23 protein-coding genes are annotated in these 24563 nt (G+C 68.8%); 7 read left to right on the top strand and 16 right to left on the bottom strand.

Annotated elements, in window-relative coordinates; translation table 11 throughout:
• Positions 1-291: 291 nt before the first annotated feature.
• The 5 genes from VNJ48_RS12985 to VNJ48_RS13005 form a co-directional block, all read right to left on the bottom strand.
• Complete coding sequence (locus VNJ48_RS12985; protein ID WP_325602742.1) at positions 292-972, bottom strand: HAD-IB family hydrolase; 681 nt, start codon at positions 970-972, stop codon at positions 292-294.
• A 1-nt stretch (position 973) separates the two neighbouring features.
• Positions 974-1729, bottom strand: a complete 756-nt coding sequence (locus VNJ48_RS12990) for an AfsA-related hotdog domain-containing protein (protein WP_325602744.1) — start codon at positions 1727-1729, stop codon at positions 974-976.
• Positions 1730-1843: 114 nt separating this feature from the next.
• Positions 1844-2896 carry a hypothetical protein gene (locus VNJ48_RS12995; protein WP_325602746.1) on the bottom strand — a complete coding sequence of 351 codons (1053 nt, stop codon included), beginning with the start codon at positions 2894-2896 and terminating at the stop codon, positions 1844-1846.
• Positions 2897-2898: 2 nt separating this feature from the next.
• Complete coding sequence (locus VNJ48_RS13000) at positions 2899-3858, bottom strand: quinone oxidoreductase family protein (protein ID WP_325602748.1); 960 nt, start codon at positions 3856-3858, stop codon at positions 2899-2901.
• 64 nt (positions 3859-3922) lie between these two features.
• Positions 3923-5494 (bottom strand): MFS transporter, encoded by a 1572-nt coding sequence (locus tag VNJ48_RS13005; protein ID WP_325602750.1) that lies wholly within the window; start codon positions 5492-5494, stop codon positions 3923-3925.
• A 96-nt stretch (positions 5495-5590) separates the two neighbouring features.
• Between VNJ48_RS13005 and VNJ48_RS13010 the strand changes: the two genes are divergently transcribed.
• The 5 genes from VNJ48_RS13010 (at position 5591) to VNJ48_RS13030 (ending at position 10271) form a co-directional block, all read left to right on the top strand.
• Positions 5591-7438 (top strand): FAD-dependent monooxygenase, encoded by a 1848-nt coding sequence (locus tag VNJ48_RS13010; RefSeq protein ID WP_325602752.1) that lies wholly within the window; start codon positions 5591-5593, stop codon positions 7436-7438.
• Positions 7439-7488: 50 nt separating this feature from the next.
• The gene (locus VNJ48_RS13015; protein WP_325602754.1) at positions 7489-8439 is read left to right on the top strand and encodes an aldo/keto reductase; all 951 of its coding nucleotides are present in this window, start codon (positions 7489-7491) and stop codon (positions 8437-8439) included.
• 3 nt (positions 8440-8442) lie between these two features.
• Positions 8443-8961, top strand: coding sequence for an isochorismatase family cysteine hydrolase (locus VNJ48_RS13020; RefSeq protein ID WP_325602756.1), 519 nt, complete (start codon positions 8443-8445; stop codon positions 8959-8961).
• Between the two features lie 87 nt (positions 8962-9048).
• Positions 9049-9531, top strand: coding sequence for a MarR family transcriptional regulator (locus tag VNJ48_RS13025; RefSeq protein ID WP_325602758.1), 483 nt, complete (start codon positions 9049-9051; stop codon positions 9529-9531).
• Between the two features lie 242 nt (positions 9532-9773).
• Entirely contained in the window at positions 9774-10271 is a 498-nt protein-coding gene (locus VNJ48_RS13030) for a hypothetical protein (RefSeq protein ID WP_325602760.1), read from the top strand.
• Positions 10272-10299: 28 nt separating this feature from the next.
• Here VNJ48_RS13030 and VNJ48_RS13035 read toward each other — a convergent pair whose 3' ends face one another.
• Positions 10300-10797, bottom strand: coding sequence for a MarR family transcriptional regulator (locus VNJ48_RS13035; protein ID WP_325602762.1), 498 nt, complete (start codon positions 10795-10797; stop codon positions 10300-10302).
• A gap of 41 nt (positions 10798-10838) precedes the next feature.
• On the opposite strand from VNJ48_RS13035, the gene VNJ48_RS13040 reads away from it, so the two are divergent.
• Positions 10839-11753, top strand: coding sequence for an EamA family transporter (locus VNJ48_RS13040; protein ID WP_325602764.1), 915 nt, complete (start codon positions 10839-10841; stop codon positions 11751-11753).
• Positions 11750-12958 (top strand): MFS transporter, encoded by a 1209-nt coding sequence (locus VNJ48_RS13045; protein ID WP_325602766.1) that lies wholly within the window; start codon positions 11750-11752, stop codon positions 12956-12958. Before VNJ48_RS13040 ends, VNJ48_RS13045 begins: the two co-directional genes overlap by 4 nt.
• Here VNJ48_RS13045 and VNJ48_RS13050 read toward each other — a convergent pair.
• The 10 genes from VNJ48_RS13050 to VNJ48_RS13095 all read right to left on the bottom strand — a co-directional run bounded on the left by VNJ48_RS13050 (position 12945) and on the right by VNJ48_RS13095 (position 24396).
• Positions 12945-13481, bottom strand: a complete 537-nt coding sequence (locus VNJ48_RS13050; RefSeq protein ID WP_325602768.1) for a hypothetical protein — start codon at positions 13479-13481, stop codon at positions 12945-12947. The two genes, VNJ48_RS13045 and VNJ48_RS13050, sit on opposite strands and share 14 nt — an antisense overlap.
• Before the next feature lie 69 nt (positions 13482-13550).
• Complete coding sequence (locus tag VNJ48_RS13055; protein ID WP_325602770.1) at positions 13551-13973, bottom strand: nuclear transport factor 2 family protein; 423 nt, start codon at positions 13971-13973, stop codon at positions 13551-13553.
• A 66-nt stretch (positions 13974-14039) separates the two neighbouring features.
• The gene (locus VNJ48_RS13060; protein WP_325602772.1) at positions 14040-15446 is read right to left on the bottom strand and encodes a cytochrome P450; all 1407 of its coding nucleotides are present in this window, start codon (positions 15444-15446) and stop codon (positions 14040-14042) included.
• A gap of 9 nt (positions 15447-15455) precedes the next feature.
• Positions 15456-16232: a sucrase ferredoxin gene (locus VNJ48_RS13065; protein ID WP_325602774.1), complete on the bottom strand. Its 777-nt coding sequence runs from the start codon at positions 16230-16232 to the stop codon at positions 15456-15458.
• Positions 16233-16251: 19 nt separating this feature from the next.
• A complete protein-coding gene (locus tag VNJ48_RS13070) occupies positions 16252-19197 on the bottom strand; it encodes a helix-turn-helix transcriptional regulator (protein ID WP_325602776.1) in 2946 nt (981 codons plus the stop codon).
• Positions 19198-19289: 92 nt separating this feature from the next.
• Positions 19290-19424: a hypothetical protein gene (locus tag VNJ48_RS13075; protein ID WP_325602778.1), complete on the bottom strand. Its 135-nt coding sequence runs from the start codon at positions 19422-19424 to the stop codon at positions 19290-19292.
• A 104-nt stretch (positions 19425-19528) separates the two neighbouring features.
• Entirely contained in the window at positions 19529-20740 is a 1212-nt protein-coding gene (hutI, locus tag VNJ48_RS13080) for an imidazolonepropionase (protein ID WP_325602780.1), read from the bottom strand.
• Positions 20737-22050 carry a formimidoylglutamate deiminase gene (locus VNJ48_RS13085; RefSeq protein WP_325602781.1) on the bottom strand — a complete coding sequence of 438 codons (1314 nt, stop codon included), beginning with the start codon at positions 22048-22050 and terminating at the stop codon, positions 20737-20739. Before VNJ48_RS13085 ends, hutI begins: the two co-directional genes overlap by 4 nt.
• Positions 22047-23243 (bottom strand): allantoate amidohydrolase, encoded by a 1197-nt coding sequence (locus VNJ48_RS13090; RefSeq protein WP_325602783.1) that lies wholly within the window; start codon positions 23241-23243, stop codon positions 22047-22049. The genes VNJ48_RS13085 and VNJ48_RS13090 overlap by 4 nt, the downstream gene beginning before the upstream one ends.
• Positions 23244-23316: 73 nt before the next feature.
• Entirely contained in the window at positions 23317-24396 is a 1080-nt protein-coding gene (locus VNJ48_RS13095) for a PLP-dependent cysteine synthase family protein (RefSeq protein ID WP_414689951.1), read from the bottom strand.
• Between the last annotated feature and the right edge of the window lie 167 nt (positions 24397-24563).

The following is a 24563-nucleotide window of genomic DNA, read 5'->3' on the forward strand; positions in this document are numbered from 1 at the left end:
ACTCAGCAAACGACGCATCCGACGCTGCCTCAAGCGCTACATCGCCCGCCAGATCTTCCGCACCCTCGCCGCCGCCAACACCCCTGACACCCCGGACCCGGCCCTGGCTGCTTGACACACATAGAAGCGTCTCCGCGAGCCGGATCGGCTCCCAGGGCGTGCCAGTCAGGATCTATTGACGGTCACACCGTCGCGCAGCCGATGGCGCTGCTTGGAACTCAGCGGTACACGACGAGTGGCGTGTCCCGCTAAGTTCCGCGGCTCCTCCAACACCCTCGGTAGAAGGCGACCTCAGGCGGCTGCGCCTCCCGTCGACTCGACTGACCGCCACCCTCGCCGGGCAACTTCACGCGCAAGTCCCGCTGATGGGTTGATCGCGATGGCTGCACCGGCCAGCTCCATGAAGGCGATGTCGGAGTCGTGGTCGCCCAGCGCCAGGGCGCCTGCCAGGTCCACGCGGTGGGCGGCGGCCCACTCCAACACACGGGCACGCTTGGCTGCGCCAATGGCCGAAGCGACCCGATGGCCAGTCAGCGTCCCGTCGTCACGCAGTTCGACCTCAGTGCAGAGCACATGCTCGACTCCGAGATGGCGGGCGATCGCGTCGACACAGGCTCGATGAGATCCAGAGACGAAAACCACCGGGATGCCGGCGTCGACGGCCCGAGTCACGAGGTCCACCGTGAAGGGAATCCAGAACTCCAGATCCTGCTCGCGGTGGGCGAACCACATGCGACCCGCCAGCGCTAGATCAAGGTCTCGCTGGCCCTCGAGGGCGGCGTAGTACGCATGGTTGGCGTCCTCTCTCGAGCCACCCCCTGCAGCGAGGTCGAACAGCTGCCGCCGGACGGCCGCAGCGTCGAAATCGGCGACCTGGGCGGCGAGGAAATCCAGGAAACTGAACATGCTCTTGTCGTGGATGATCGTCTCGTCGACGTCCGCGATCAGAGCCGTGATCCCGTCGAGGTCCACGTCACACCGGGGAGGCGGCTGGCAGGACCTGACGCGAGGCCGCGAGAGCGGCCTCGGCACGTCGCCCCTCCTTCGACCCGATGAGCGCCGGAGCGAAGGCAGTGAAGGCGACTTCAGTGACGGCACAGCGGCGACCCGCCTGGGCGAGCTCGATGTCGCACGTGATGGACACCCGGCTGAGGTCGTCGCGGCGCTGGCTGCGCGGCGTCAACGTGATGGAGCTGGCGAGCGGGAAGAGGAAGTTCTCATAGGTCGTCGACATGCGCTCGATGACGTAGTAGTACTCGAACTCGCTGTTGGAGGGTGCGAGATAGCGCTCGCCGACCGCGAGGAACATCTGGCGGGCAGCCTCGGTGATGACGATGCCCTGGACGTGCAGGCCGGTCTGGTGGTCAAGAAGGAACTCGTTGTCGTTGTGGATGCGCAGGTCGGCGTGGAACTGGCCATCTCGCTCCTCGAGGTTGCCGATGAGGGCATTCACCTCGCAGTTCTTGTGGACCTCTCGTCGGCCGGCGAGACGGATCGGGTTGTGGTGGACGGTGACCCGCCCAACGAGCCCGAGGCGGTTGACGTCACTGATGATCAGGTCGTGCTCGTAGTCCGACACGCCCTGGCCGTAGGTGACCGCGAGCGTGTCCTCGCCCCCAGACTCGCTCAGGCGCGACAACAGCACCCGGGTCTGCGCGACGGTGCGCACCCCGTCCTCGCGAGCGAAGCCCGCGAATCGGTCACCAATAACGAAGATGTGCTTCTGCATGTGATTTCCTATCCCAAGAATCGTCCCCACCAGGCGGTGAGGACGCCTGAGCCCCCCGTAAGTCACACGGCTACGCCCGTGACGTTGTTGCGGACTCGAGCATGTGGGCCGAGGTCACGAGCTGGGCATGCTCGTGCGGACGGCAGCGACGGTGATCGTGAACCCGGCGCCGGCACTGACGATCAGGTCGACGCGCGACCCGTCGGACGCGGCACCTTCTCGCGGGTCGCGTTGCACCTCGGCCAGGTTGGCGATCAGATCGCCGGCTCCGAGATGACCGGTGTCGACTGAGTTGGCGACGGGGAGACCGAACTCCGACGCGATGATGGGCAGATAGAGCGCGTCGAGAGTCCTGGGCATCAGCCGGGGCAGGTAGGCCGTTCCGTCGAGAGTCAGGCCCTGCTCGTGGACGTCCTTGAGCGCCGACGTCGTGAGGTCGCGCAGCAAGGTCTGCATGGGCTGCGCCAGCGAGTCGGATCCGTGAGCGGCGAGGTAGGCGCGCTTACTGGCCTGGACGTCGACGACCCGGACCCTCTCCGCGTCGGCAGAATCGACGGGCTCCCCAACAGTCCGGTGCATGCTCTCGAGGTGGGGCAGCGCTCGCGTGTGCAGGCTCAGCAAGGTGCTCTCTTTTACCCCCAGGGGCGTCGGACGGCCGCTGGCGTCCGCCATGACGGCCGTGCCGGCGTCTCCGTAGAGCACGCCGTAGTCGCCCGTCCAACGGTCGAACCCGGGAGGCCTGAAGACATCGCCTGTCGCGACCAGGGCACGGAAGTCAGCACCGGCCCGCGCGGCACGGGCAACGACGTGCAGTGCAGCCGCTCCACCGTTGCACATCTGCTGGATGCCGATCGGGATGGCCGAACTCAGGCCGAGTCGGTTCGCAAGCGCGTGCGCCGGGGACCAGAACGGCTCCCACTGATCGTAGGTCCAGGCGTAGTAGAGATCGTCTACATCCTGGTTCGCCATCCCAGTCGCGCCGAGCGTCGCTAGCGCCGCGCGAGCTGCGAGTGCGACCGGACTCTCGGTGGACACGGGCAAAGTCGTGCTGTCCGGCAGGTCGAGGGCTCGGCCTTGCAGACTGCCAGCTGCTGCCGCCTCGCCCAAGGTCTGGACGGTCACGGGCAGGTGCACCGAGGCTGCCTGCAGTCGGAGTTGGCGGTCCATGCTCAGCCGCGGACGCGGAGCACGAACTTGCCGGTGCTCGCGCGACTCCCGAGTAGCTCATGTGCCTTGACGACCTCGGACAATGCCAGCTCCGTGAACGGGATGACCACGGAGCCGTCAGCAACCAGGGCTGCGACAGCCAGCATGTGTTCGTGCACCATGTCCGGCCGGTCGCTGATCATGCCGCCGATGTTGTAGCCGACCACACTCTTGGCGGTGTACCAGAAGGTGTTGAGTTCCACGGTCTGGTCGATCTGGCTTGCGTTCCCAAAAACAACGTGCCTGCCCAGAGGGGCGAGCAGGTCAGGCACTCTCGTCCGGAATGCGTCTCCAATGCAGTCGAAGACCACGTCAGCGGCGAGCCCTTCGGGCAAGGAATCGTAGGTGAAGACCTCGTCGTAGAAGGCCGCCGTCGTCGGGTCCACCTTGGCAAGGTCGGACACCGCGCCGTACACCGGAGTCGCCCCTGCCGTGCGGGCGATCTGGGCGATCGCCGTCCCGACACCACCTGCAGCGGCGGAGACCAGAACCGACTCACCGGGCAGCACGCGAGCCGCTGCCCGGACGAGTCCGTAGGCCGTGGTTGCGTTGCAGGGGAACACCGCAGCCAGGCTCGGCTCGATCACGGCGAGGTCACCCTCAAGCACCACGGCGAGGTCAGCACGTGCAACCGCGACCTCCGCATAGCCACCTCCCGAGAGAGTCAATGCCGCAACACGGTCTCCAACCGCCAGACCGGTCACACCCTTGCCAAGTGAGCGAACAGTGCCAGTGACCTCGAGCCCGGGAACGTGCGGAACTGGCGTGTCGAACTGGCCGCGGCGAAACATCACCTCGGCGAAGTTGACTCCCGCACACGTCACGTCGATCGCAATCTCCCCAGGCCCCGGGGTCGGCTCTGGAAGATCGACCTCGGTCAGGACCTCGGGTCCGCCGTAGGTGGTGAACTGGATGGCGCGCATCATGCACCCTTTCGTGGTTGATGTGAGGTGTTGCTGATTCGCAGCCTGTCCTGCGGATGCACTCCTACGCGTCGACGAGCGTGACCTCGACCGAAGGGTCGGCCACGGTCAGGGGTGCCCGCTCGCGAAGCAACCACCCGATGACGGGGGCGGCCACGGCACACACGCCGGCCAGGATCCATAGAGCCACGTGGAAGGCATCGGTGTAGGCCCCAGCGGCGAACGCATTGAATGCCTGCTGAGCCCCGCCACTGACACTGGCCGTCGCAGATTGCAGATCGCCGGCGGCAATCGCATTGGCCACGGTGTCGGCGTCCGGTGCACCTTGGGCGGTGTAGGCCCCGATGCCGTCTGCCAGGCGTGATTGAGTCAGGCTGACCAGCAGCGATCCCATCGCGGCGATGGCGACGACCTCGGAGGACAGCCGCATGGTGTTGAACATTCCAGCCGCCATCCCGGCCCGCTCGGGTTCGACACTGCTGACAGCCGCCGCATCAAGGATGGCCAGGGAGATGCCCATACCGGACCCGATGGTGAGCAGGGGGCCAGCCAGGACCAACGCCGATGTGGACGGCTCCAGCACGGTCAGCCAGGCGGCACCGACGGCGACGAGGACCAACGTGACAACCAGCAGCGCCCGGACTGAGACCCACTTGGACACATATCCCGCGACGGTCGGCATCACCAGAGTGGGCGTGGTGAGGAACAGCATGGTGATGCCGGCCTGCTGGGCGGTGGCCCCGTCGATGGACATGAAGTACGACGGCAACAGCACCAACAAGGTCACGAAACCGAAGGCCAAGGCAACCGGCACCAGGCACACGGCGACATAGCGAGACTGCAGAAACAGGCTCAGGTCGAACATCGGGTTGGCCTGGCGGCGTTCAACGACCACGAACGCAGCGAGAAGTACGGCGCTACCGGCGTAGCACATGAGGTTGATCGGGCCGAGCCAACCGAGCTGAGGTCCTTCGACGACAGCGAGGACGAAGAGGAACAGGCTGGACGTGAAGGTGATCGTGCCCGACCAATCGACGCGCCCGGGAACCTTTGCGTGCGATTCGGTCATCAGACGGGTGGCAAGCAACACCAGACCGGACAGGGCGGCATGCGCGAGGAAGACCGTGCGCCAACCGCCGACTTCCACCAGCATGCCACCGATGAAGGGACCGAACGCGATGCCGATGCCGAATGAGGTGCCGAGCGCGCCGAAGGCCCTGGCCATAGCGGGGCCCTGGAAGGTCTGGGCGAGCATGGCACTTCCGCTCGTGAGCACAGCAGCAGCGCCGACACCGGCGACAACCCTGGCTGCATCGAGCACCAGCACATTGCCTGCCAGCCCGCTGACCAACGACGCGAGCGCGAAGAGCAGTGACCCGATGGTGAAGATCCGGCGACGACCGACTCGATCAGCCAACGAACCGGCGGCGAGCATCAGGCTCGCGAAGGCCAGGTTGTAGCCGTTGACGACCCATTGCAGCTGAGCGAATGCCGGGTCGAGGTCAGCATTGATGCCCGGAAGCGCCACCGAAGATCCGGTGAGCGACATCGGCAACAGCCCCCCGGCCACGCAAACTGCGACCAGCGTGAGTATCGGGCGGGTCTTGCTCGCGGGACTCGCGGTGTCCAAGGACATGAGGCTCCTAGTTGGGTGTCATTGCCACCCGCAACCGGGTGCCATGTTCGTACTCTTACGAATATAAGAAGTCTTATATCTGGCAGAAACGTACAGATGTCCTCGCGTCGATGTCAAAGCGGCCACGACTCGTACGAACCGAGCTCGGGGGATGGGCGTTGGCCCGGCCAGCAGGGGGCGCCGGAAGTATCAGTATGCTTATGTATGTTAGAAACCGGCGGGTCCGCGCCAGATGTCCCACCAGCCGTCATTGTCCGTTACCGAGCATTCACCTGGAGTTCCGTGATGCAAGAGCAACTGCCCGTCCTCGTCGTCGGGGCGGGGCCCGTCGGTCTCACGGCAATGGCCGAACTGAGGCGCCGCGATGTTGAGGCGAGACTGATCGACCAGGCCCAGGGACCGAGCCACCTGACCAAGGCACTGCTGGTCTGGCCACGCACGCTCGAGGTCCTGCACCAGCTAGGCGGCGCCCGATTCCTCGAGGAGCATGGGCAGCCGGTCACGTCATTTCGCTACTACGACGATGCTGAGCAGGTCTGCCAGATCACCTTTGGCCCGGCCACACGTCCGACGGTGATCACCCAGCCGCGCGTGGAGGAGGCGATACGCGCGTCGATCCGCGGCGGGGCTGTGGAATGGTCCACGACCTTGCTCGGCCTCCGGCAGGGCGAAGGCGTCGTTCACGCGACCCTTCGCGGACCAGATGGGCAGGACCGAGTCGAGTCATTCTCCTACGTGATCGGATGCGATGGCGCGGGCAGCGTCGTGCGCGACCAACTTGGCCTCGAGTTCAACGGCATGACCTACCCGAGTGTGTTCATCCTGGCCGACGCGGCAATCGAGGGTCACCTCGAGCAGGGCGTGGTCCACTACTTCTGCTCAGGACAGGGCGTTTTGGTGATGGTGCCCCTGAAGAACGACCGGTTCCGTGTGTTCACGGCCGGACCACCGGGCATGAAGTCCGAGGACCTGACTCTGGACATGCTGCAAGCGTACGTCGATGACCGGGGTCCGGGGCAACTGGTTCTACGTGACGTCTCCTGGCAAACGACCTTCAACATCCATGCGCGCCACACCGACACGTTCCAGGTGGACCGAGTGTTCCTCGCGGGCGACGCCGCGCACATCCACAGCCCGGCCGGTGGTCAGGGCCTCAACACCGGAGTCACCGATGCGCACAACCTTGCCTGGAAGCTCGCCCTCGTACACCGCGGCGCAGCCTCCCCCACCTTGTTGAGCAGCTACAGCGTCGAACGGTCCGCGGTGTCTGCCGCGGTTGTCAAGCAGGCCAGCACTCAGACCGCGGCGTGGCTGCTCAAGAAGCCCTGGCAGATCGTCGTACGCAACAACGCAGCACGCCTGAGCCAGCGGTTGGGGCTCTTCGAGCGCCACTACACTCCGTGGTTGGCCGGGCTGGTCAACCACTATCCAGACAGTGTCGCCAGTACGGACTCCGGTCGACCGTGGCGCCTTCGGCACGACGGCGTGCGCGGCGGTCGGTTGGTGCCGAACGTCCTGGTCCGGACTGGCGCCCCCTGCGTCGCCACGGATGATGCGACCGGTGCCGCGGCGAAGAAGGCCCGGCCCCTTCGCGAGGCCCTACCCCCTGATCGCTACACCGTGTTGGTCTGGGGAGCGATCGGCGCGATGCAATGGAATGCACTCCATTCTCTCGCCCGAAATCACTCCGGACTGGTCACCATCTGGTCTCTCGCTCGAGATGGGGAACTCACCACCCCGACAGGCCCCTCGCCCCTGACATCCCGTGCGGACCAGCGTTTCAGGTGTGCCCTTGTCCGCCCAGATCATTACGTCGCGGTGTGCGATGCCTCGCGGGACCTCACGGAGATCCACAGCCACCTCGCGGCGATAGCCACTTCGCCCAGTCACCCGCTGACAGCCGCAGCCGCCCCTATGGGTGAACCTGTCGCTCCCAGCACCTGAGCTACCCGAAACATCTGTCCCACTGTCAGCAACCGGCACTAGGAGAAGCAATGCGCACCACCACACTTGGCCCCGGCGGACCCGAAGTCGGGCGAATCGGCTTGGGCTGCATGGGAATGTCCTGGGTGTATGACGAGTCCGGCCGCGATGCTGCCACCTCGATGGCGGTGATCCACCAAGCGATCGACGCCGGCGCACGGTTCCTGGACACAGCCGATGCGTATGGTCCGTTCGACAACGAGTACTTGGTCGGCAAGGCGATCGCCGGCCGTCGAGATGAAGTCGTCCTCGCCACCAAGGCCGGCCTGGTCGTTGACGGCACACGCGCGATCCACCGCAACGGTCGCCCCGAACATCTGCGCGCAGCCCTCGATGCGAGCCTGCTCCGCCTCGGGACCGACTACGTGGATCTGTATCAGCTGCACCGCGTCGATCCCGCAGTACCTCTTGCCGAAACGTGGGGGGTGATGGCGGAGTTCGTTGCAGCCGGCAAGGCGCGGGCCATCGGCCTGTCGGAAGTCACCACCGCCGAGATCGAGGTTGCACACGCGATCCATCCTGTTGCCAGTGTCCAGTCAGAGTTGTCGCTGTGGACGCGCGATTCGCTGGCCGAGGTGCTGCCCTTCACCGAGGAACGCGACATCACCTTCATTCCGTTCTCCCCACTGGGTCGAGGATTCCTCGCCGGAAGGTTCTCCTCAGTAGCCGATCTTCCTGCCGGTGACTGGCGCCAAGGCTTGCCGCGTTTCCAGCCCCACGCGCTCGACGCGAATCAAGCGATCGCCGTACGCGTGCAGAAGCAGGCTGCTCAGTTGGGGATCACCCCTGCTCAGCTCTCCCTGGCGTGGGTGCTCGCGCAAGGTCGATGGGTGCTGCCCATCCCCGGCACCAAAAATCCTCGATACCTGGCCGAGAACATCGCCGCTGCGGAGATCGACCTGCCAGCCGACGTGCTGGCCGATCTCGATCAGCTGCCGGAGGCAATCGGCGAGAGGTACTAGTTCGTGGGTACGTCAAGCCCTTCTTCGACAGCACTGATCCTGATCGATATGCAGAAGTGGATCACCGAACTGTCCCTGCACCCTCACGTCGACGGCGTTGTCCAGAAGTGCCAGACCCTCCGGGCGACAGCTGGTGCAGCCGGTGCTCCGATCTACCACATCCGCTATCTGGAGCGGGCTGGCGCACGCGCCGACCCCGACTCCGTCCACAACCAGATCGTGAAGGAACTCGCCCCGCGGGAGGATGATGTGGTCATCACCAAGTACGGAATAGATGCATTCGCGGGCACCGAACTACACGCGACCTTGCAGGGCGCGGGGGTTGTCCGGGTTGCCCTGGCGGGGATCGCCACCGCTCATGCGGTTGCGGCCACCGCACAAACAGCCGTGAGTCTCGGATACGCCGTCACGGTACTTTCCGATGCCACCGCAAGCCTGTCGCCCCGTGAGCACACGGAGGCGCTCAACCACTTGCGCACGATCGTCACGGTCGAGCCCTGCGCAGCCCTGGCGGCGGGCTGAGCGGCCCTGCTCGATGCCGAGTGATCGAGATGGATAGTGGATAGTTCATCTACCGCCAGCTTTTCCGCCGGACCGAGGAGCATTTGAGTGCGCAGCATCTCCGAACTGCCGCTAGAGCAACGGATCGGGCACGTCATCAAGCGAGCCGAACAGACGCTCATCAGTGGCAAGACGTCCGCCTTGCGCGCCACAGGCCTGTCGGTTCCGCAGTACGCCGCACTCCTGGTGCTGGCTGAACATCCGGGCATCTCTGGCGCCAAGCTCGCGAGGTACTGCATGGTGACTCCACAGACCATGGCCACGATGCTCGCCGGTTTGGAAAGCAAGGCACTCATCGAGCGACAGCGCTCCGAGGACCACGGCCAGGTGCTCGTGGCACGGCTCACCAGAGCAGGCCAAGCGCTCCTCAGACGGGCCGATGACCGTGCGGTTGCGCTTGAGCGCCACCTCGCTGCCGAATTCGACCCTGAGGAACGGCAGACCCTCATGGATCTGCTTGAGCGCGCCATCGAGGCAATCGATCGTTTCCCGCCGAAGGAAGCGTCACCGCACAACCCCAGGTTGTCCTGAACCGGAGGAGGTGTCGTTGCCAGCTGAAGCCTGACCACCTGTGCCGGACGGGTCCATGGCTGATTCGGACCCGCGTCGCAACGCAAGGTCAAAGCGAGGCTTGAAACGCCCTAGGTCTGATCGAGACTCTGGTGTGTCCCGGGCACGTGGTCCGGGTGGCGCCGTCCCCGAGCAGCGTGAGGGTCAGGCGGGTGACGCCGGGTGGCGCCGGTAGGTGAGCGGCACCGCCGTACTCTGCCCGCATGCCCCGCACCCTGAAGAGGACCTCCGGCCTCATCACGCTCGCCGCACTGCTGGCGGTCATGACCTCATGCTCTGGCCACGATGAGGTACTGAGTGTCGGTAGCGACACCGACGGCAGCTCGGTGCAGGACTTCATGGAGTCAGCAGGCGAGGTGGACTCGATCACCGTGTCCGACATCTACGACCAAGCCGTCTCCGAGGTCGTGATCGTGTGCGCGTACACCCCCGCATCCATCATTAGGCAGGAGCTCGGGTTCACCTGGACGGGCGCCAAGTCGTTGGGCGACTGGTTGTCGGCGCACGACGAGTACCAGGCTGTCATTGCGCTGCACGAAGGGCGAGTGGTGGAGGCGGAAAGGATGACGATCAACGTCCTCCACCTGTGCGACATGGGACTGCCCTCTCCGGCGACCATCGACGCAGAGACCACCCTGCGGGTGTCTCGATCCGGGACCTGGTCTGACGGCACGACCTTCCCGGTGGCCAGCATCGAGTGAGAGGACGCGCGGACCGTCGCGGGGGCACCTAGATCCCGAGCGAGGCCGTCCACTGGGTCAGCAGCCTGGCGAGGCGAGCACGCTCGATGTCGGAGAACCCGTGGAGCAACCGCTCCTCGTTGGCGACGTGCCGCTCGAGCACCTGGTCGACCAGGACGCGGCCGGCGTCGGTGAGAGCGATGCGGCGTACGCGTCCGTCATGCTCGACCCGCTCCCGGGTCACCAGCCCCGCGGCACCCAACCGATCGACGCGCTTGGTCACCGTGCCCGACGTGATCATGGTGGTCTCGGCGAGCTGGCCGGGCGTGAGCGCGAAGGGCTCCCCTGACCGCCGCAACGCGGCGAGCACGTCGAAGTCCCCGTCGCTCAGGCCGGCGGCCTCGAAGACCGGGCGCAGCTCGGCGTGCAGCGCGTCGGCGAGGCGGTGGAGTCGACCGATGATGCCCATGGGACTGGTGTCGAGGTCCGGCCGCTCGCGGGCCCACTGCTGCTGGATCCGGCCGACGTGGTCGAGGTCCTCGCTCATACGGATGGAATATATCTTCTGACGCAGATATTGTCTCTTCCGTGGAAACAATTCTGGCCAGCCGCTTCGGGAAGGTCCTGCTGACCGCCGTCGCGCCCGCGGCCTGGGGCACCACCTACATCGTCACCGAGATGTTCCTGCCGCCGGACCGGCCACTCTTCTCGGCGGTCGTCCGCGCGCTCCCCGTCGGCCTCGTCCTGCTCGTATGGCGCCGCCGGCTCCCGAGCGGGAGCTGGTGGTGGAGGGCGGGAGTGCTCGGCCTGGTCAACATCGCGCTGTTCTTCCCCCTGATCTTCGTCTCGGCCTACTACCTCCCGGGCGGCCTCGCCTCCACCGTGCAGGCGACGTCGCCGTTGGCAGTCATGGGGGTCGCGTGGCTCCTCATCGGTGAGCGTCCGGGCGTCACCCGCATCCTGGCCGCGATCGTCGGCCTCGGAGGCGTCACCCTGCTGGTGCTGCAGAGCCCGGACGGCGTGACCGCCGTGGGCCTGGCCGGCGCCGTGGCCTCGGTGGTCGTCAGCGCGGTCGGCTTCGTGCTGATCAAGCGCTGGACCCCGCCTGTGGACATGATCACCCTCGTCTCATGGCAGCTCGTCGCCGGCGGAGTGGTGCTGCTCCCGGTCGCCCTCGTCGTGGAAGGCGCACCGCCCGCCGTCGACCTGACCGCGGCGCTCGGCTACGCATGGATCGCCGTCGTCGGCACCGGGCTGGCCTTCGTCTGCTGGTTCACCGGGCTGCGCGCCATGCCGGCCGGCGCCGTCTCCCTCATCGGCCTGCTCAACCCGGTGGTCGGTACGGCGCTGGGCGTCGCGTTCGCCCACGAGGTGTTCGGCACCGCGCAGGCCCTCGGCGTGCTGCTCGTCCTGGGCGGTGTCGTCCTGGGCCAACGTGGCGCCCGTCCGGCCCCGGCACCGGCCGAAGGGGGCTCGGGGCGCCCAGCGACAATGGCGGGGTGAGTGGACCAGTCGCGAAGGACGCAGCGGCGGCGCCGCCCTTCCGTTTCCGCGACATCGCCCTCCCCGCCTACGGCCCCTCCGTGGTCAACGCGATCGGCCACGGCGCCGTGCTACCGGTCCTTGCCCTGCGTGCCCGCGAGCTGGGGGCCGACGTCTCGACCGCCGCCTTCGTCGTGGCCCTCCTGGGCATCGGCAGCCTGCTGGCCTCGCTGCCGGCCGGGGCCCTGGTCGCCCGGATCGGCGAGCGCCGCGCTCTCACCACGGTGGGATTGCTGGACGCGGTCGCCATGGCTGCCGCTGCGCTCACTGACTCGGTGCTCGCCCTGGGCCTGGCGGTGATGTTCAGCGGGGTGACGTGGACCGTCTTCCTGATGGCCCGCCAAGGATTCCTCATCGACGCGGTCCCCTTCGCCTTCCGGGCCCGGGCGATGTCGGGGCTCGGCGGGTCGATGCGGATCGGCGTGCTGATCGGCCCCTTGATCGGGTCGGGCCTCATCCACCTCGGCGAGCTGACGTGGGTGTTCTGGCTCGCCGCCGCGATGTCGCTGGTCTCGGCCCTGATGGCCCGGTCCATGCCCGACTTCGGCTCCGAGCACCGGGGCGCGACCCCGCACGCCTCTGTCGTCTCGGTGCTCAAGGCGCACCGCAGCACCCTGTTGACGCTCGGGGTCGCTGTGGTGATCATCGCGGCCTCCCGGTCACTCCGGATCGTGCTGCTGCCGCTGTGGGCCGAGCACGTGGGGTTGTCTGCCAGCACCACGTCGCTGATCTTCGCCGCGGCGGCCGCGGTGGACATCGCCTTCTTCTTCCCGGGCGGCTGGCTGATGGACAACTACGGCCGGTTCGTCGTCGCCGTACCGGTCGTGGCAACCCATGCCCTCGGCTGCGCCCTGCTCCCCCTCGCCGCCGATGCCCTCACCGTAGGGGGCGTGATGATGGTGATGGCCATGGGCAACGGGCTGGGATCGGGCATCGTGATGACCATGGGCGCCGACACCGCACCGATCGAGGGCCGCGCCCAGTATCTCGGCGGGTGGCGGCTCTGCGGTGACATCGGCGGCTCCGGGGGGGCAGTGCTCGTCGGCGTGGTCGCCGCGGCGGCGCCGCTGGCTGCCGCCTGCGTCGTGATGGCCAGCCTCGCGGCCCTCGGGACCGTCTGGGTCGGCTACTTCACCCGCCGTCTCGACCGCGTCAACCGACGGTGACGACGACCTCGTTGGAGAAGACGTCCTTGTCGGTGTCGATCACCCGGAACGTGTTCTCGCCCGCCCGGCCAGTCAGCACATAGGTCGCGAATCTCTGGCTGCTCACGGACATGGTGACCGGGAAGTCGATCCACTTGCCGTTCTCCAGTCGCTGCACCTGGAGGATCGCGCCCTCGCCAGCCGGGTAGGTGCCGCTGAAGTCGATCTGCTGCATCGCAGCGACCGACTCCTGGCCCGCCGACAGCGTGATGGTCGTGACCGGAGCCGCGCTCGTCTGCACCGGGTCGTTGGTCGCCGATGCGCCCGCCTCCGGCGACACGGTCTCGGAGGTGATGGTCGGTTCGGGCAGGTAGAGCGAGGTGCCGCTCGTGGCGTCGCTGTCAGAGGCTGCGGCACCGCCGTCAAGACCGAGCACCCTGCTCCCCACCAGGGCAGTCAGACCACCGATGATGCCGACCACCGCAGCCACAGCGACCAGCGCGATCAGTCCGGTCAGGACTGGGCGGTCTTGGGTGTCGGACACGTGCACTCTCCAGGGTGATCGGCGGTTGCCTCCATTGTCCCGGACGAGCCGCCGGGAGACCAACCCTCGTCAGCTGTTGCGGCTCCACACCCGGTCGTCGACCATGGTGCGCGATCGCCAGCCCTCGCCGGTCCGGACCAGGTCGTGGTGGTGGTATCCGCCCACTTCCCGGACCTTCTCGGTCCCGTCCGGGTCGAGACGCACCCGGGGGCTCGTGTAGTAGGCGGTGACCTGCGCGTTGTCACCCAGCAGGTAGATGGCGATCTGCCCGATGACGTGCTGGAAGCGGTCGAACCCGCCCAGGGCCCGCTCGAGCCACGGCACGACGACATCGCAGTCACCCGTGGGGCCACCGGCACTCGAGTAGTCCAGAACGGCGTCGTCGGTGAAGAGGAGCCGCAGGTCCGTGAAGGACATGGTGTCGATCGCCAGGGTGACGCTGGTGATGAGGTCGGTGATTTCCTGACGATCGCTGAGCTCCTGCAAGTCCATGGGCGAAGTCTCGCAGGTCAACCCAGCACTACGCGCCAGCCGAGAACGCGTGCTGGTCCGGCCCGGCTACCGACTGACCCGGATGATCGCCCCCTTGCTCGGCACGCTGGTGATGTTGCGCACCTTGGGACTGTCCGTCCCCCACGACTCGACAGCAAAGTCGGACAGCACTTCGCGGAGCACAGCCACTCCCTCCATCAGCGAGAAGCCGGCGCCGATGCAGCGACGCACGCCGCCGCCGAAGGGGATCCACGTGTTCGTCGCCGGCTGCCCGCCGACGAAACGGTCAGGACGGAACTCGGCCGGCGACGCGTGGTTGTCGGCTCGGGAGTGGGCGATGATGATCGAGGGCCCGACCGTGGCTCCCGCAGGTAGGTCGTAGCCGCCGACGGTGACCGGCTTCATCAGCGTCCTCACCACCATGGGGATCACGGGGTGGAGACGCATCGACTCCTTCAGCACGGCTTCGAGCCAGTCGTGGTCACCCTCCCGCGCCGCGGATCGCGACCGAGCCAGCAGCTCAGGTGACCGACCCAGCTCGTAGAGCGCCCAGGCGAGCGCGGTGGCGGTGGTCTCGTGCCCTGCGAGGAGCAGGGTGACCAGCTGGTCACGCAGCTCCTCGTCGGTGAGCTGGTCGTCGTCAGCGCCCTCGCTGCCCACCCGGATGAGCCGCGAGAGCACGTCCGTACGCTCCGCAAGGTCGACCGCAGCCCGGCGCCCCCGGATCTCCGCGTAGATGAGCCGGTCGAGCTCGACGCTGTTCTCGACCGCCGCCTTCCACGGACCGACCTTCTGCAGCCGCGGGATGCCGTGGCCGAACAGGATCGCCGGACTGATGTCGACCACCTTGTTGACCAACGGCCTCATCTCAGCGAGACGGGACTCGTCGCTGACACCGAAGACGACGCGGAGGATCACCTCGAGGGTGAGGCGGTTCATCCGCTCGAGGGCGGAGAACGACTCTCCCGGCAGCCAGGAGTCCACCTCGGCCGCGGCGACGTCGGTCACGAGTGCGGCGTACTCACGCAGGGCATGGCCGTTGAAGGCCGGCATCAACAGCTTGCGGGCCCGCTTGTGGTCGGCGGAGTCCTGCAGCAGCAGCGAGTGCTCTCCCATCATCGGGCCGAGGATCGCGTTGCCCTTGCCTGCGTGGAAGACCTCGGGGTCGCCCGCGAAGATCTCGCGCGCATGCTCGGGACGGGTGAAGAGGACCAGCGGACGGCCTTGCGGCAGCACCCTCAGGGTGAAGACGTCGCCGTAGCGGCGGTGGGCCCAGGGGACAAACCGATGGCGGAAGCGCAGCAGCGCGATGCTCTGGAGACTGGCCGGCCAGCCGGGGCCCGGTGGCAGCCCCGCCAGGGCGACGCGGGTCCTCGAGGTCGCCATCGGGCGCATCTTCTCGTAGCGGCGAACGGTGAGCGCGCGTGCCTGTGCGTCGTTCGCGGCCATCTGGTCAGGCTCCAACGGCGTCATGGCCCGATGCTAGGGCCGCTCGGGCTCCCGCACCTCGAAGTGTGTCGTGCCCTTCATCGTCAGGTCGCCACAGCTCTGGCGCCTGTCAGGCCCCGTCACCTCGACGACCTCGACGTCGCGATGTCCACCCGCCGCGATGTGCAGCTCGCGGACCTGCTCGACGCCGCTCCTGCCTGCGCGGCCCCGGCTGAGCGCGGTGGGCGCCTTGCCCCGCTCGAGCTGCTGACAGGCCTCGACGCAGTTGTCCGGGCTGAGCCGGCCGAGCGTGTGCCCGCTGGGAAGCGCGAGCAGGGTCCCGGAGAAACGGTGTCCGCCCAGGTGGGTGGTCTCCCAGGTCTCCTCCGGCCAGCGCGCGGCAAGAGCGGCGGTGATGGGTCGTCCGATCTCCGCGCAGCACCTGTCCCGGCGGCCGTTGGTGCACACGAACCACAGTCCCTGCTCGTGGGGCTCCAGGTCCTTGCCGAGATCGAGCGCGATGATGTCATCGACCCTCGCCAGCACGGCCGTGGTGACGGTGAAGCCCTCTTCGCAGGCAGCGGCATGGAAGACGCGGACGCCCGGTCCTGTCTCGCCGCCGTGCCGGCGGATGAGCTGCACGCGCAGTCCGCGGAGCCCGTCGAGGTGATCCTTCACCGCCTGCGGCAGGCGGCTCTGCGCCACGGCCTGTCGGCCCCAGGCGCCGGTGTGTTCGACGAACAGCATCGCGCTGTCGGTCGGTGCCGTGCCTGCCAGCGGCTCCTGGTCGTCGCTACTGCTGGCCGAGCAGCGGAACTCTCCGTCTGTCATCGAGGCGACATTGTGCCGGTCACGTCGGCAGCAGGCCGCGGCGGCGGGCGATCGCCGCCGCCTCGGTGCGTGAACCCGCGTCGAGCTTGCCGAGGACGTTGGAGACGTGCACCGAGACGGTCTTGGTGGAGATGAAGAGCTGCTTGCCGATCTCGCCGTTGGTACGCCCCTCCGCGACCAGGGCGAGGATCTCGCCCTCGCGCGGTGTGAGTCTGACCCCGTCGGTGTGCGATCGCGGGTGCGTCGCGGACGAGCCGAGCGCCGTGAGCTCAGCCAGCAGGGGTGCGGCCCCCAGCTGACGAGCAGCCTCCCGGGCCTGGTCGGCCACGGCCCGGGCGCCGGCGACGTCACCGGTCGCGCGGAGCACCTCGGCGCACCGCGCGCGCACGCGGGCGATCTCGAAGACGTTGCCGTAGGAGACGAACGCCTCCTCGGTGGCCCGCCATGCCGCCACCAGCTCGGCTGCATCCGGCGGGTCGAGCTGGCTGAGCCAGCGCCAGCGCAGCTCCTCCGCCCGCAGGCGCGCAGCCCAGGCTTGGTGTTCGGGACCACGCGCCGCCTCGTATTCGGCGTGGAAGTCGATGACGCGTTCGGCGTCGGTGAGCATGCGGTGCACGACGTGGGCCGAGGCCTCCCGCTCGCCCGCGGACTGGTGGGCGGCGGCCGTCGCGTGGATCCCGATCACGATGACCGTCAGTCGGAGCCGCGCCTGGAACCACTCGTGCCACAGCGGGCGGACGGTGGCGACGAGATGGTCGTAGACCTCGACCGCTCGCGCCGGGTCGCCGTCCTGCTCGGCGCGCACCAGCTCGGCCGAGCCCGCCACGATGGCGATCAGACCGTCACGCGACCAGTAGTCACGCACGCTCGTGATCGAGCGACCGCGCAGCACGTTGACGTAGAGCTGATGGGCGAAGTAGAGCCACTCATAGACCAGCGGCGGCTTGAGCCCGGACACGTCGAGCGTGGCGTAGGCCTCGTCGAGGCGACCCAGGTCGGCCAGCACGTTGGCCTTCATCCAGCGTGCCTCCGCGGGGAACGGGGCCCAACGCTGCCCCACCTCCTCACCGCGGCGGATCACCTCGTCGTAGGCCTCCATGGCAGAGGCGAAGTCGCCGCGGTCGTGCTGGAACCGGCCGAGGTAGTAGCGGGCGCGCAGCTCGGGCTCGACGTGCCCCTCCGCGCGGGCGCGCTCGGCGGCCCCGAGCCAGGCAGTGCGGAGTCGGTCGAGGTCGGGGGTGTCCTCGAGGCTGATGAGCGTGGTCGAGATCTCGACCGCGATCCCGGTCAGGCTGTGCCGCTCGGCGAGCGCGAGCCCTTCCATCGCGACGGCACGGGCGCGTTCCTCGTTGCGTCGGCCGAGGCACTGGGCGTGTACGCCGAGGGCGCGCGCAAGCAGCTTCGGCGAAGCATCGGCGAGCAGCTCCACGGCCTCCGCCGCGAGGGCCTCGGGATCTTCGGTGGTGTCGGTGAGGAGCAGGGCGGCCGCGATCGACGTCAGCACCTGACCGCGGTCGACCTGCGACGTGTCGGCGGGCATCGTTGCGAGGTGGTTGCGGAGCACCTTGATCGCCTTGGAGACCCGCCCGGACGCCACGAACGCCTCGGCGCACCTGCGCACCAGGGCGTGCACGTCGATGTCGTCCGGGACCTCCGGCACCGCGGCCAACAGGTCGAGCGCCTCCAGGAACTGCATCGCCGCCTCGTTGGGGCCACCGACGGCGAACGCGCGGTTCCCCGCCTCGATGCTGGCTGCGGCGGCCGTCAGTCGGTCGCCGGCTCGCCGCGCGTGGAGGGCGAGCTCCGCGGCTGTCCCGGCGACGCGGCCGGTCTGGAGGGCGGTCATGAAGGCCGTGTGGAGCCGCGCCCGCTCTCCGGGCAGCAGGTCGTCGTAGACGGCCTCGCCGAGGAGGGCGTGCCGGAACGCGTAGGACGAACCGCGGGCCTGCACGAGGACGTTGGACTCGACCGCCGTGCGCAGCGCACCCTCGAGCTCGGTGTAGTCGAGCCCCGTCACGGCGGCCAGCAGCTCGTGGGACACCTGGCGCCCGGCCACGCTGGCGACCCGGACCACTTCGAGAGTGCGGGGATCGAGTCCGTCGAGCCGGACCAGGAGCACGTCGGCAAGCTCGGCGGGGATCTGGCCGCCCGTGGCCCACGTGGCGCCGACGAGCTCCTCGACGAAGAAGGCGTTGCCGTCGGCCCGGTCGACGATCTCGGCGATGGTCGCCTCGGTGACCGGCGACATCGCGTGCATGGTGTGGATCAGCTGCCGCACGTCCGGGTCTGACAGCGGCTCGACCTGGATGCGGTCGACGCCCCGCAGCCGCGCCCACTCCGCCACCTGGGGCCGGAGCGGGTGACGTCGGTGCAGGTCGTCGGACCGGTAGGACACCACCAGGCTGACGGGGCCGGCGAAGCGCCGCGAGAACAGGAAGCTGAGCATGTCGCGGGTCGACTGGTCGGCCCAGTGGGTGTCCTCGACGACCACGAGCAGTGGCCCACCCTGGGCCAGGGACTCGAGCAGGTCGTGGACTGCGGTGAAGATGTTGCCCTGGTCGAGGGACTGGTCCTCGTCGCGGTCATCGACGGCACGCAGTCGACGGCCCGGCTGGAGGCGGGCGAGAGTGGGATGGCGATCCATCACGCTCGCAGCCACCTCCGGCCGGTCCGTCAGGACCCGTCCGAGGATCTCGGAGAACGGCAGGTAGGGCAGGGACCCGTCGGCCAGGTCGAGGCAGTGTCCGGCCAGCACCAGCCAGCCGTCGTCGACCGCGACGTCGCGGAGCTCGGTGAGCAGCCTGGTCTTGCCCACACCCGCATCCCCCGCCAGCAGCACGGCGTGGCCCGAAGAGGTCTGACTCTGGGCGGTGTCGCGCCCGGGCGCACGGATGCCGAGTCGGGTGATCAGATCACCCAGCTCGGCATCGCGGCCGACGAGGTCGGTGCTGCGGACGGTGGGCACGGACGACATTGTGTCGTCTCCCGCCGACATGGAGACATCGTCTCCCGCCGACATGGAGACATCGTCTCCCAAAGACCTGGAGACAGTCCCGCTCATCGGGGGGTGGGGGTCTCGGAGTCCTTCTTGCGGCGACGCACCACCGGCGGGCGGTGGCTGGCCCAGTCCCGGCGGACGCGGTCCGCGCGGTAGGTGACCTCAGCACTCAGGAAGCTGTCCGTGGCGAACATGGTTCTCTCCTTCTCATCAAGCGGGCCGATCGACCCGATGAGACGAGATTGCGGTGCTGAGGTAGGCCCGCACATGGGGCGGGTGCCCTATCCCGAGGTGTGCCCTACCTCAGATCCAGCGGGGCGACGGGTCGCCCGGCCTGCCAGACACCGGTGACGAGCGGGACACCGGGGCGATAAGCGAGGTGGAGGTACGACGGCGCGTCGAGCACCACGAGGTCCGCGCGCCTGCCGGGGGCGATCACCCCGACGTCGGACCGGTCGAGCGCCTGGGCCCCCATCGCCGTGGCGGCGTACAACGCCTCGGCCGGACGCATGCCCATCTCCCGGACGGCCAACGCGATGCAGAGCGCCATCGACGACGTGAAGCAGGAGCCGGGGTTGCAGTCGCTGGCGAGCGCGACCCGGACGCCCGCGTCCAGCAGCCCGCGGGCGTCGGGATAGGGCTGGCGGGTCGAGAACTCGACGCCGGGCAGCAGCGTGGCGATGGTGCCCGACTCGGCCAGCGCGCTCACGTCGTCGTCGGCGAGGTAGGTGCAGTGGTCGACCGCGACCAGCCCCAGCTCCGCGGCAAGCTTGACGCCCCCGCCGTACGTCAGCTGGTTGGCGTGGAGGCGTCCTCGCAGGCCGTGCTCCGCGCCCGCCGTCAGGATCGCTCGTGCCTGGTCGACGTCGAAGGCGCCGTCCTCGCAGAAGACGTCGATCCAGCGGGCGTGGGGAGCGGCCGCGGTCAGCATCGGACCGGTGACGAGGGCGACGTAGTCCTCCGGGTCGGTGCCGCTGGGCACGACGTGCGCGCCGAGGAAGGTGGTGTCCTCGGTGAACTGCCGCGCCACCGCGAGCGAGCGGGCCTCGTCGTGGACCGTCAACCCGTAGCCGCTCTTGATCTCCAACGACGTGGTGCCCTGGGCCCGCATCTCGGCGACGAGCCTGCCCACGTGTGACATGAGCTGTTCGTCGGTGGCCGCGCGCGTGGCTGCCACGGTGGTGCGGATACCGCCGGCCGAGTAGGGCTCGCCCGTCATCCGGGCCGCGAACTCCTGCGCGCGATCGCCCGAGAAGACGAGGTGGCTGTGGCTGTCCACGTATCCCGGGATCACCGCGCGACCCCCGGCGTCGTACGCCGTGTCGGCAGCCGGGGCGTCGCTTGCCGCACCGACCCAGGCGATGACCCCACCCTCGATCACGAGCGCTGCGTCGTCGATCAGGCCCAGCAGCCCCGTCGGGTCGCGGTGGTCGTCGGTGCGTGCGCGCCCGGCGTCGAGGGTGGCGTCGTTGGTGGCGAGCTCGCCGATGCCGGTGACCAGGACGCTCACGTGTGGACCTTCCCGATCGCCTGCACGAGCGCGCGGCCGATCTCCTCGCGCTCACCCTGCCGGAAGACGATCCGGCCGTCGACCATCGTCTGGGTCACGTCTTCAGCGACCGCAGCGAAGACCGCGGTGTGCTCGTCTGCCCCGGTGCCGGCGGTGCGGGTGCTGTCGACGTCGATGGTCACCAGGTCGGCTCGTCCACCGACGGCGATCTCGCCGGCGTCGTCCCAGCCGAGGCTGGCGTGGCCGGACACCGTCGCTGCCCGGACCAGCTCGGCGGCCTGCCAGTGCCCCCGTTGCCGGCTGACCAGCCGTTCGTCGAGCTCGACGGCGCGCATCTCCTCGAAGAGGTCGATCACCGCGTGGCTGTCGGAGCCGAGCGTGAGCCGTGCCCCAGCGTCGGCCAGCCGCCGGCTCGGGCCGACGCCGTCGCCGAGGTCGCGCTCGGTGGTGGGGCAGAAGGACACGAAGGCGCGGGCCTCGCCGAGCAGTGAGATGTCGTCGTCGCTCAGGTGGGTCGCGTGCACGGCCGACGTGAGTGGTCCCAGCAGGCCGTGGTCGGCGAGCAGGCGAGTCGGGCTGACGCCGTACGCCGCCATGCACCCGTCGTTCTCGGCGACCTGTTCGGAGAGGTGCACGTGAAGTGGCCGACCCTGTGCCCATGCGGCCAGCGGGGCGAGGGCGGTGGCCGGGTCCTCGGGCAGCGCCCGGACCGAGTGGAGGGCTCCGGCGACGAGGGCGGACTCCGTGCCGGGCAGGGCGGAGACGCGCTCGATCCAGGACTGCACCGACCCGTCGTCATACCTCCGCTGCGCACCCTCGGGCGCGGCACCGAACCCGCTCGAGAGATAGACCGTGTCGAGCAGGGTGATCCGGAGTCCGGCCACGCGGGCCGCCTCGACGAGCGCGAGCCCCATGGCGTTGGGGTCGTCGTAGGGGCGGCCGTCCGGTCGGTGGTGGAGGTAGTGGAACTCGCCGACGCAGGTGATGCCGGCCGCCACCATCTCGCGGAAGGTTGCCGTGGCCAGGGCGAGGTAGGTGTCGGGGTCGAGTCGCTCGGCGACGGCGTACATCTGCTCGCGCCAGGTCCAGAAGGTGCCGCGGCCGTGCTGCGTCCGTCCGCGGAGGGCGCGGTGGAAGGCGTGGCTGTGGGTGTTCGCCAGCCCGGGGAGCGTCAGCCCGGGAACGCGCTCGGCGCCGCTCGCGAGGACGCCGACCTCGACCGAGGCGAAGCGTCCCTCGACGACCTCGACCAGGACGTTGTCGTGGACGCCACCGGCCAGCAGCGCGCGCTCGAGGAGGTAGCTCGTCACGACGCCAGCATCGAGAGCGTGTCGGCGAGCGCCTCGACCCCGGCCAGGCAGTCGGCCGTCTCGGCGCGCTCGTCGGGCGAGTGTGAGACCCCGGTGGGATTGCGCACGAACAGCATCGCGGTCGGGATGCCGGCCGCCGACAGGATGCCCGCGTCGTGCCCGGCCTGCGTCGGGATGACCGGCCAGTCGCCGATGGCCGCGAGCGAGCGGGCGAGGTCGGGGTCGAAGCTGACCGACGACGAGACCGACTCCGCCGTGACCGTGAGTGAGGTGCCGTCGCGTGACGCCCGGTCGTGGCTCTGCCGCGTGATCGTCTCGACAAGCTCAGCGAGGGACTCGTCGTCCGAGCAGCGGGCGTCCAGCCAGGCCGTGACGTGCGAGGGGACCGCGTTGGTGCCGTTGGGGGTGACCTCGAGCCGCCCGAAGGTCGCGCGCTGGTCGGCCAGACGGGCCTGCTTGTTGGCGGCCAGCGCGGTCATCGCGTAGGTGAGCATCGGGTCGCGCCGGTCCTCCATGCGGGTCGTCCCCGCGTGGTTGGCCTCGCCGGTGAAGTCGAAGCGGTAGCGGCCGTGCGGCCAGATCTCGCTGGCGACACCGACGGCGACGTCGCGGTCCACCAGGTCGCGTCCCTGCTCGACGTGCAGCTCGACGAAGCAGCCGACGTCGGCCAGCGACATGAGCTCGCCGCCCGGGTCGAGGCCCGCCGCCGACAGCGCGTCGTCGAGGTGGATGCCGTCGCGGTCCCGGCGTCGGCGTACGGCCTCCCAGGTCGTGGCGCCGGTGACGAGACGGGAGCCCAGGCACGCCAGGCCGAAGCGCGACCCCTCCTCCTCGGTGAAGACCGAGACGCCGATCGCCCGCGTGGGCTCGAAGCCCCGGTCACGCAGGACGTCGATCGCCGCCAGGGCCGAGACGACGCCGAGCGGGCCGTCGAAGGCGCCCCCGTCGTGGACGGAGTCGAGGTGGGATCCGGTCAGCACCGCCGGGAGCTCCGTGGGAGTCGTCGGTCGCCACCAGGCGACCTGGTTGCCCATCGCGTCGGTCTCGACCTCCAGGCCGCGAGCAAGCGCTGCCTCGGCGAACCATTCCCGCAGCTCGGCCTCCGGCGAGGTCCAGGGCGTTCGTCGGTAGCCGCCCGAGGTCGCGGACCGACCCACCGGGAGCAGGTCTCGCCACATCGCCTCGAAGGTCATGGGCTGAGTCCATCCGTTCCTGGTGGCCGGGTCAACGACGACGAGTGCCGCGCCGTCTCGGATCCGAGACGGATCAACCCATCCACACTCCGTGGTCCCAAGCGTGGGAGAGAACGGCGAGATAGGGCTCGAGGTCCCACCCCTGCTCGGCCACCCAGGCGTCGGAGAAGTAGGTGTCGAGATAGCGCACTCCGTCGTCGCACAGGAGCGTCACGATGGAGCCGGACTGCCCCGCGACCTGCATGTCGCACGCCAGCTTCGTCGCGGCGTAGATCGCGGTGCCCGTCGAGGGTCCGGCCAGTGCCCCGGTGCGCGACCTCAGGAAGTGCGCGGCTGCCACGGACGCGGCATCGGGGACCCGCACGAGCCGGTCGACGACGTCGGGCAGGAAGGACGGTTCGGCCCTGGGCCGCCCGATCCCCTCGATCCTCGAGCCGCACGTCGTCTCCCCGCACCCGGGGTCGCGGAAGGCAGCGAGGAAGGCGGAGTTCTCGGGGTCGACGACGCACAGCCTGGTCGTGAGTCCTCGCCAGCGGACGTAACGCCCGAGCGTGGCGGACGTGCCGCCGGTCCCGGCTCCGACGACCACCCACTCCGGCGTGGGGAACCGCTCCATCCCCAGCTGTTCGAAGATCGACTCGGCGATGTTGTTGTTGCCCCGCCAGTCGGTCGCCCGCTCCGCATACGTGAACTGGTCGAGGTAGTGCCCGCGGGTCTGCTCCGCGAGGTCGCGGGCCACGTCGTAGACCGACGCCGGGTCCTCGACCAGCACGCACCGCCCGCCCTGCCGCTCGATCAGCGCGATCTTGGTCGGCGAGGTCGTCGTGGCCATGACCGCGGTGAAGGGCAGCCCGAGCAGCCGCGCGAAGAACGCCTCGCTCACCGCCGTCGAGCCCGACGACGCCTCCACGACGTGGGTGCCCTCGGAGATCAGGCCGCTGCACAGCCCGTAGAGGAACAACGAGCGCCCGAGCCGGTGCTTGAGCGAGCCGGTCGGGTGCGTCGACTCGTCCTTGAGATAGAGGTCGACGTCCGGCAGCCCCGGGATCGGCACGGCGTGCAGGTGCGTGTCGGCCGACCGCGTCTGGTCAGCCTTGAGCTTGCGGATCGCCTCGATCACCCAGCCGCGCTCGGCGTGCCCCGACTGATCCACTTCCACCAAGCCAGTGAGCCCCATGGGCGGAGACGCTTCTATGTGTGTCAAGCAGCCAGGGCCGGGTCCGGGGTGTCAGGGGTGTTGGCGGCGGCGAGGGTGCGGAAGATCTGGCGGGCGATGTAGCGCTTGAGGCAGCGTCGGATGCGTCGTTTGCTGAGTCCTTC

Source organism: Nocardioides sp. (assembly GCF_035576065.1).
GTDB lineage: Bacteria > Actinomycetota > Actinomycetes > Propionibacteriales > Nocardioidaceae > Nocardioides.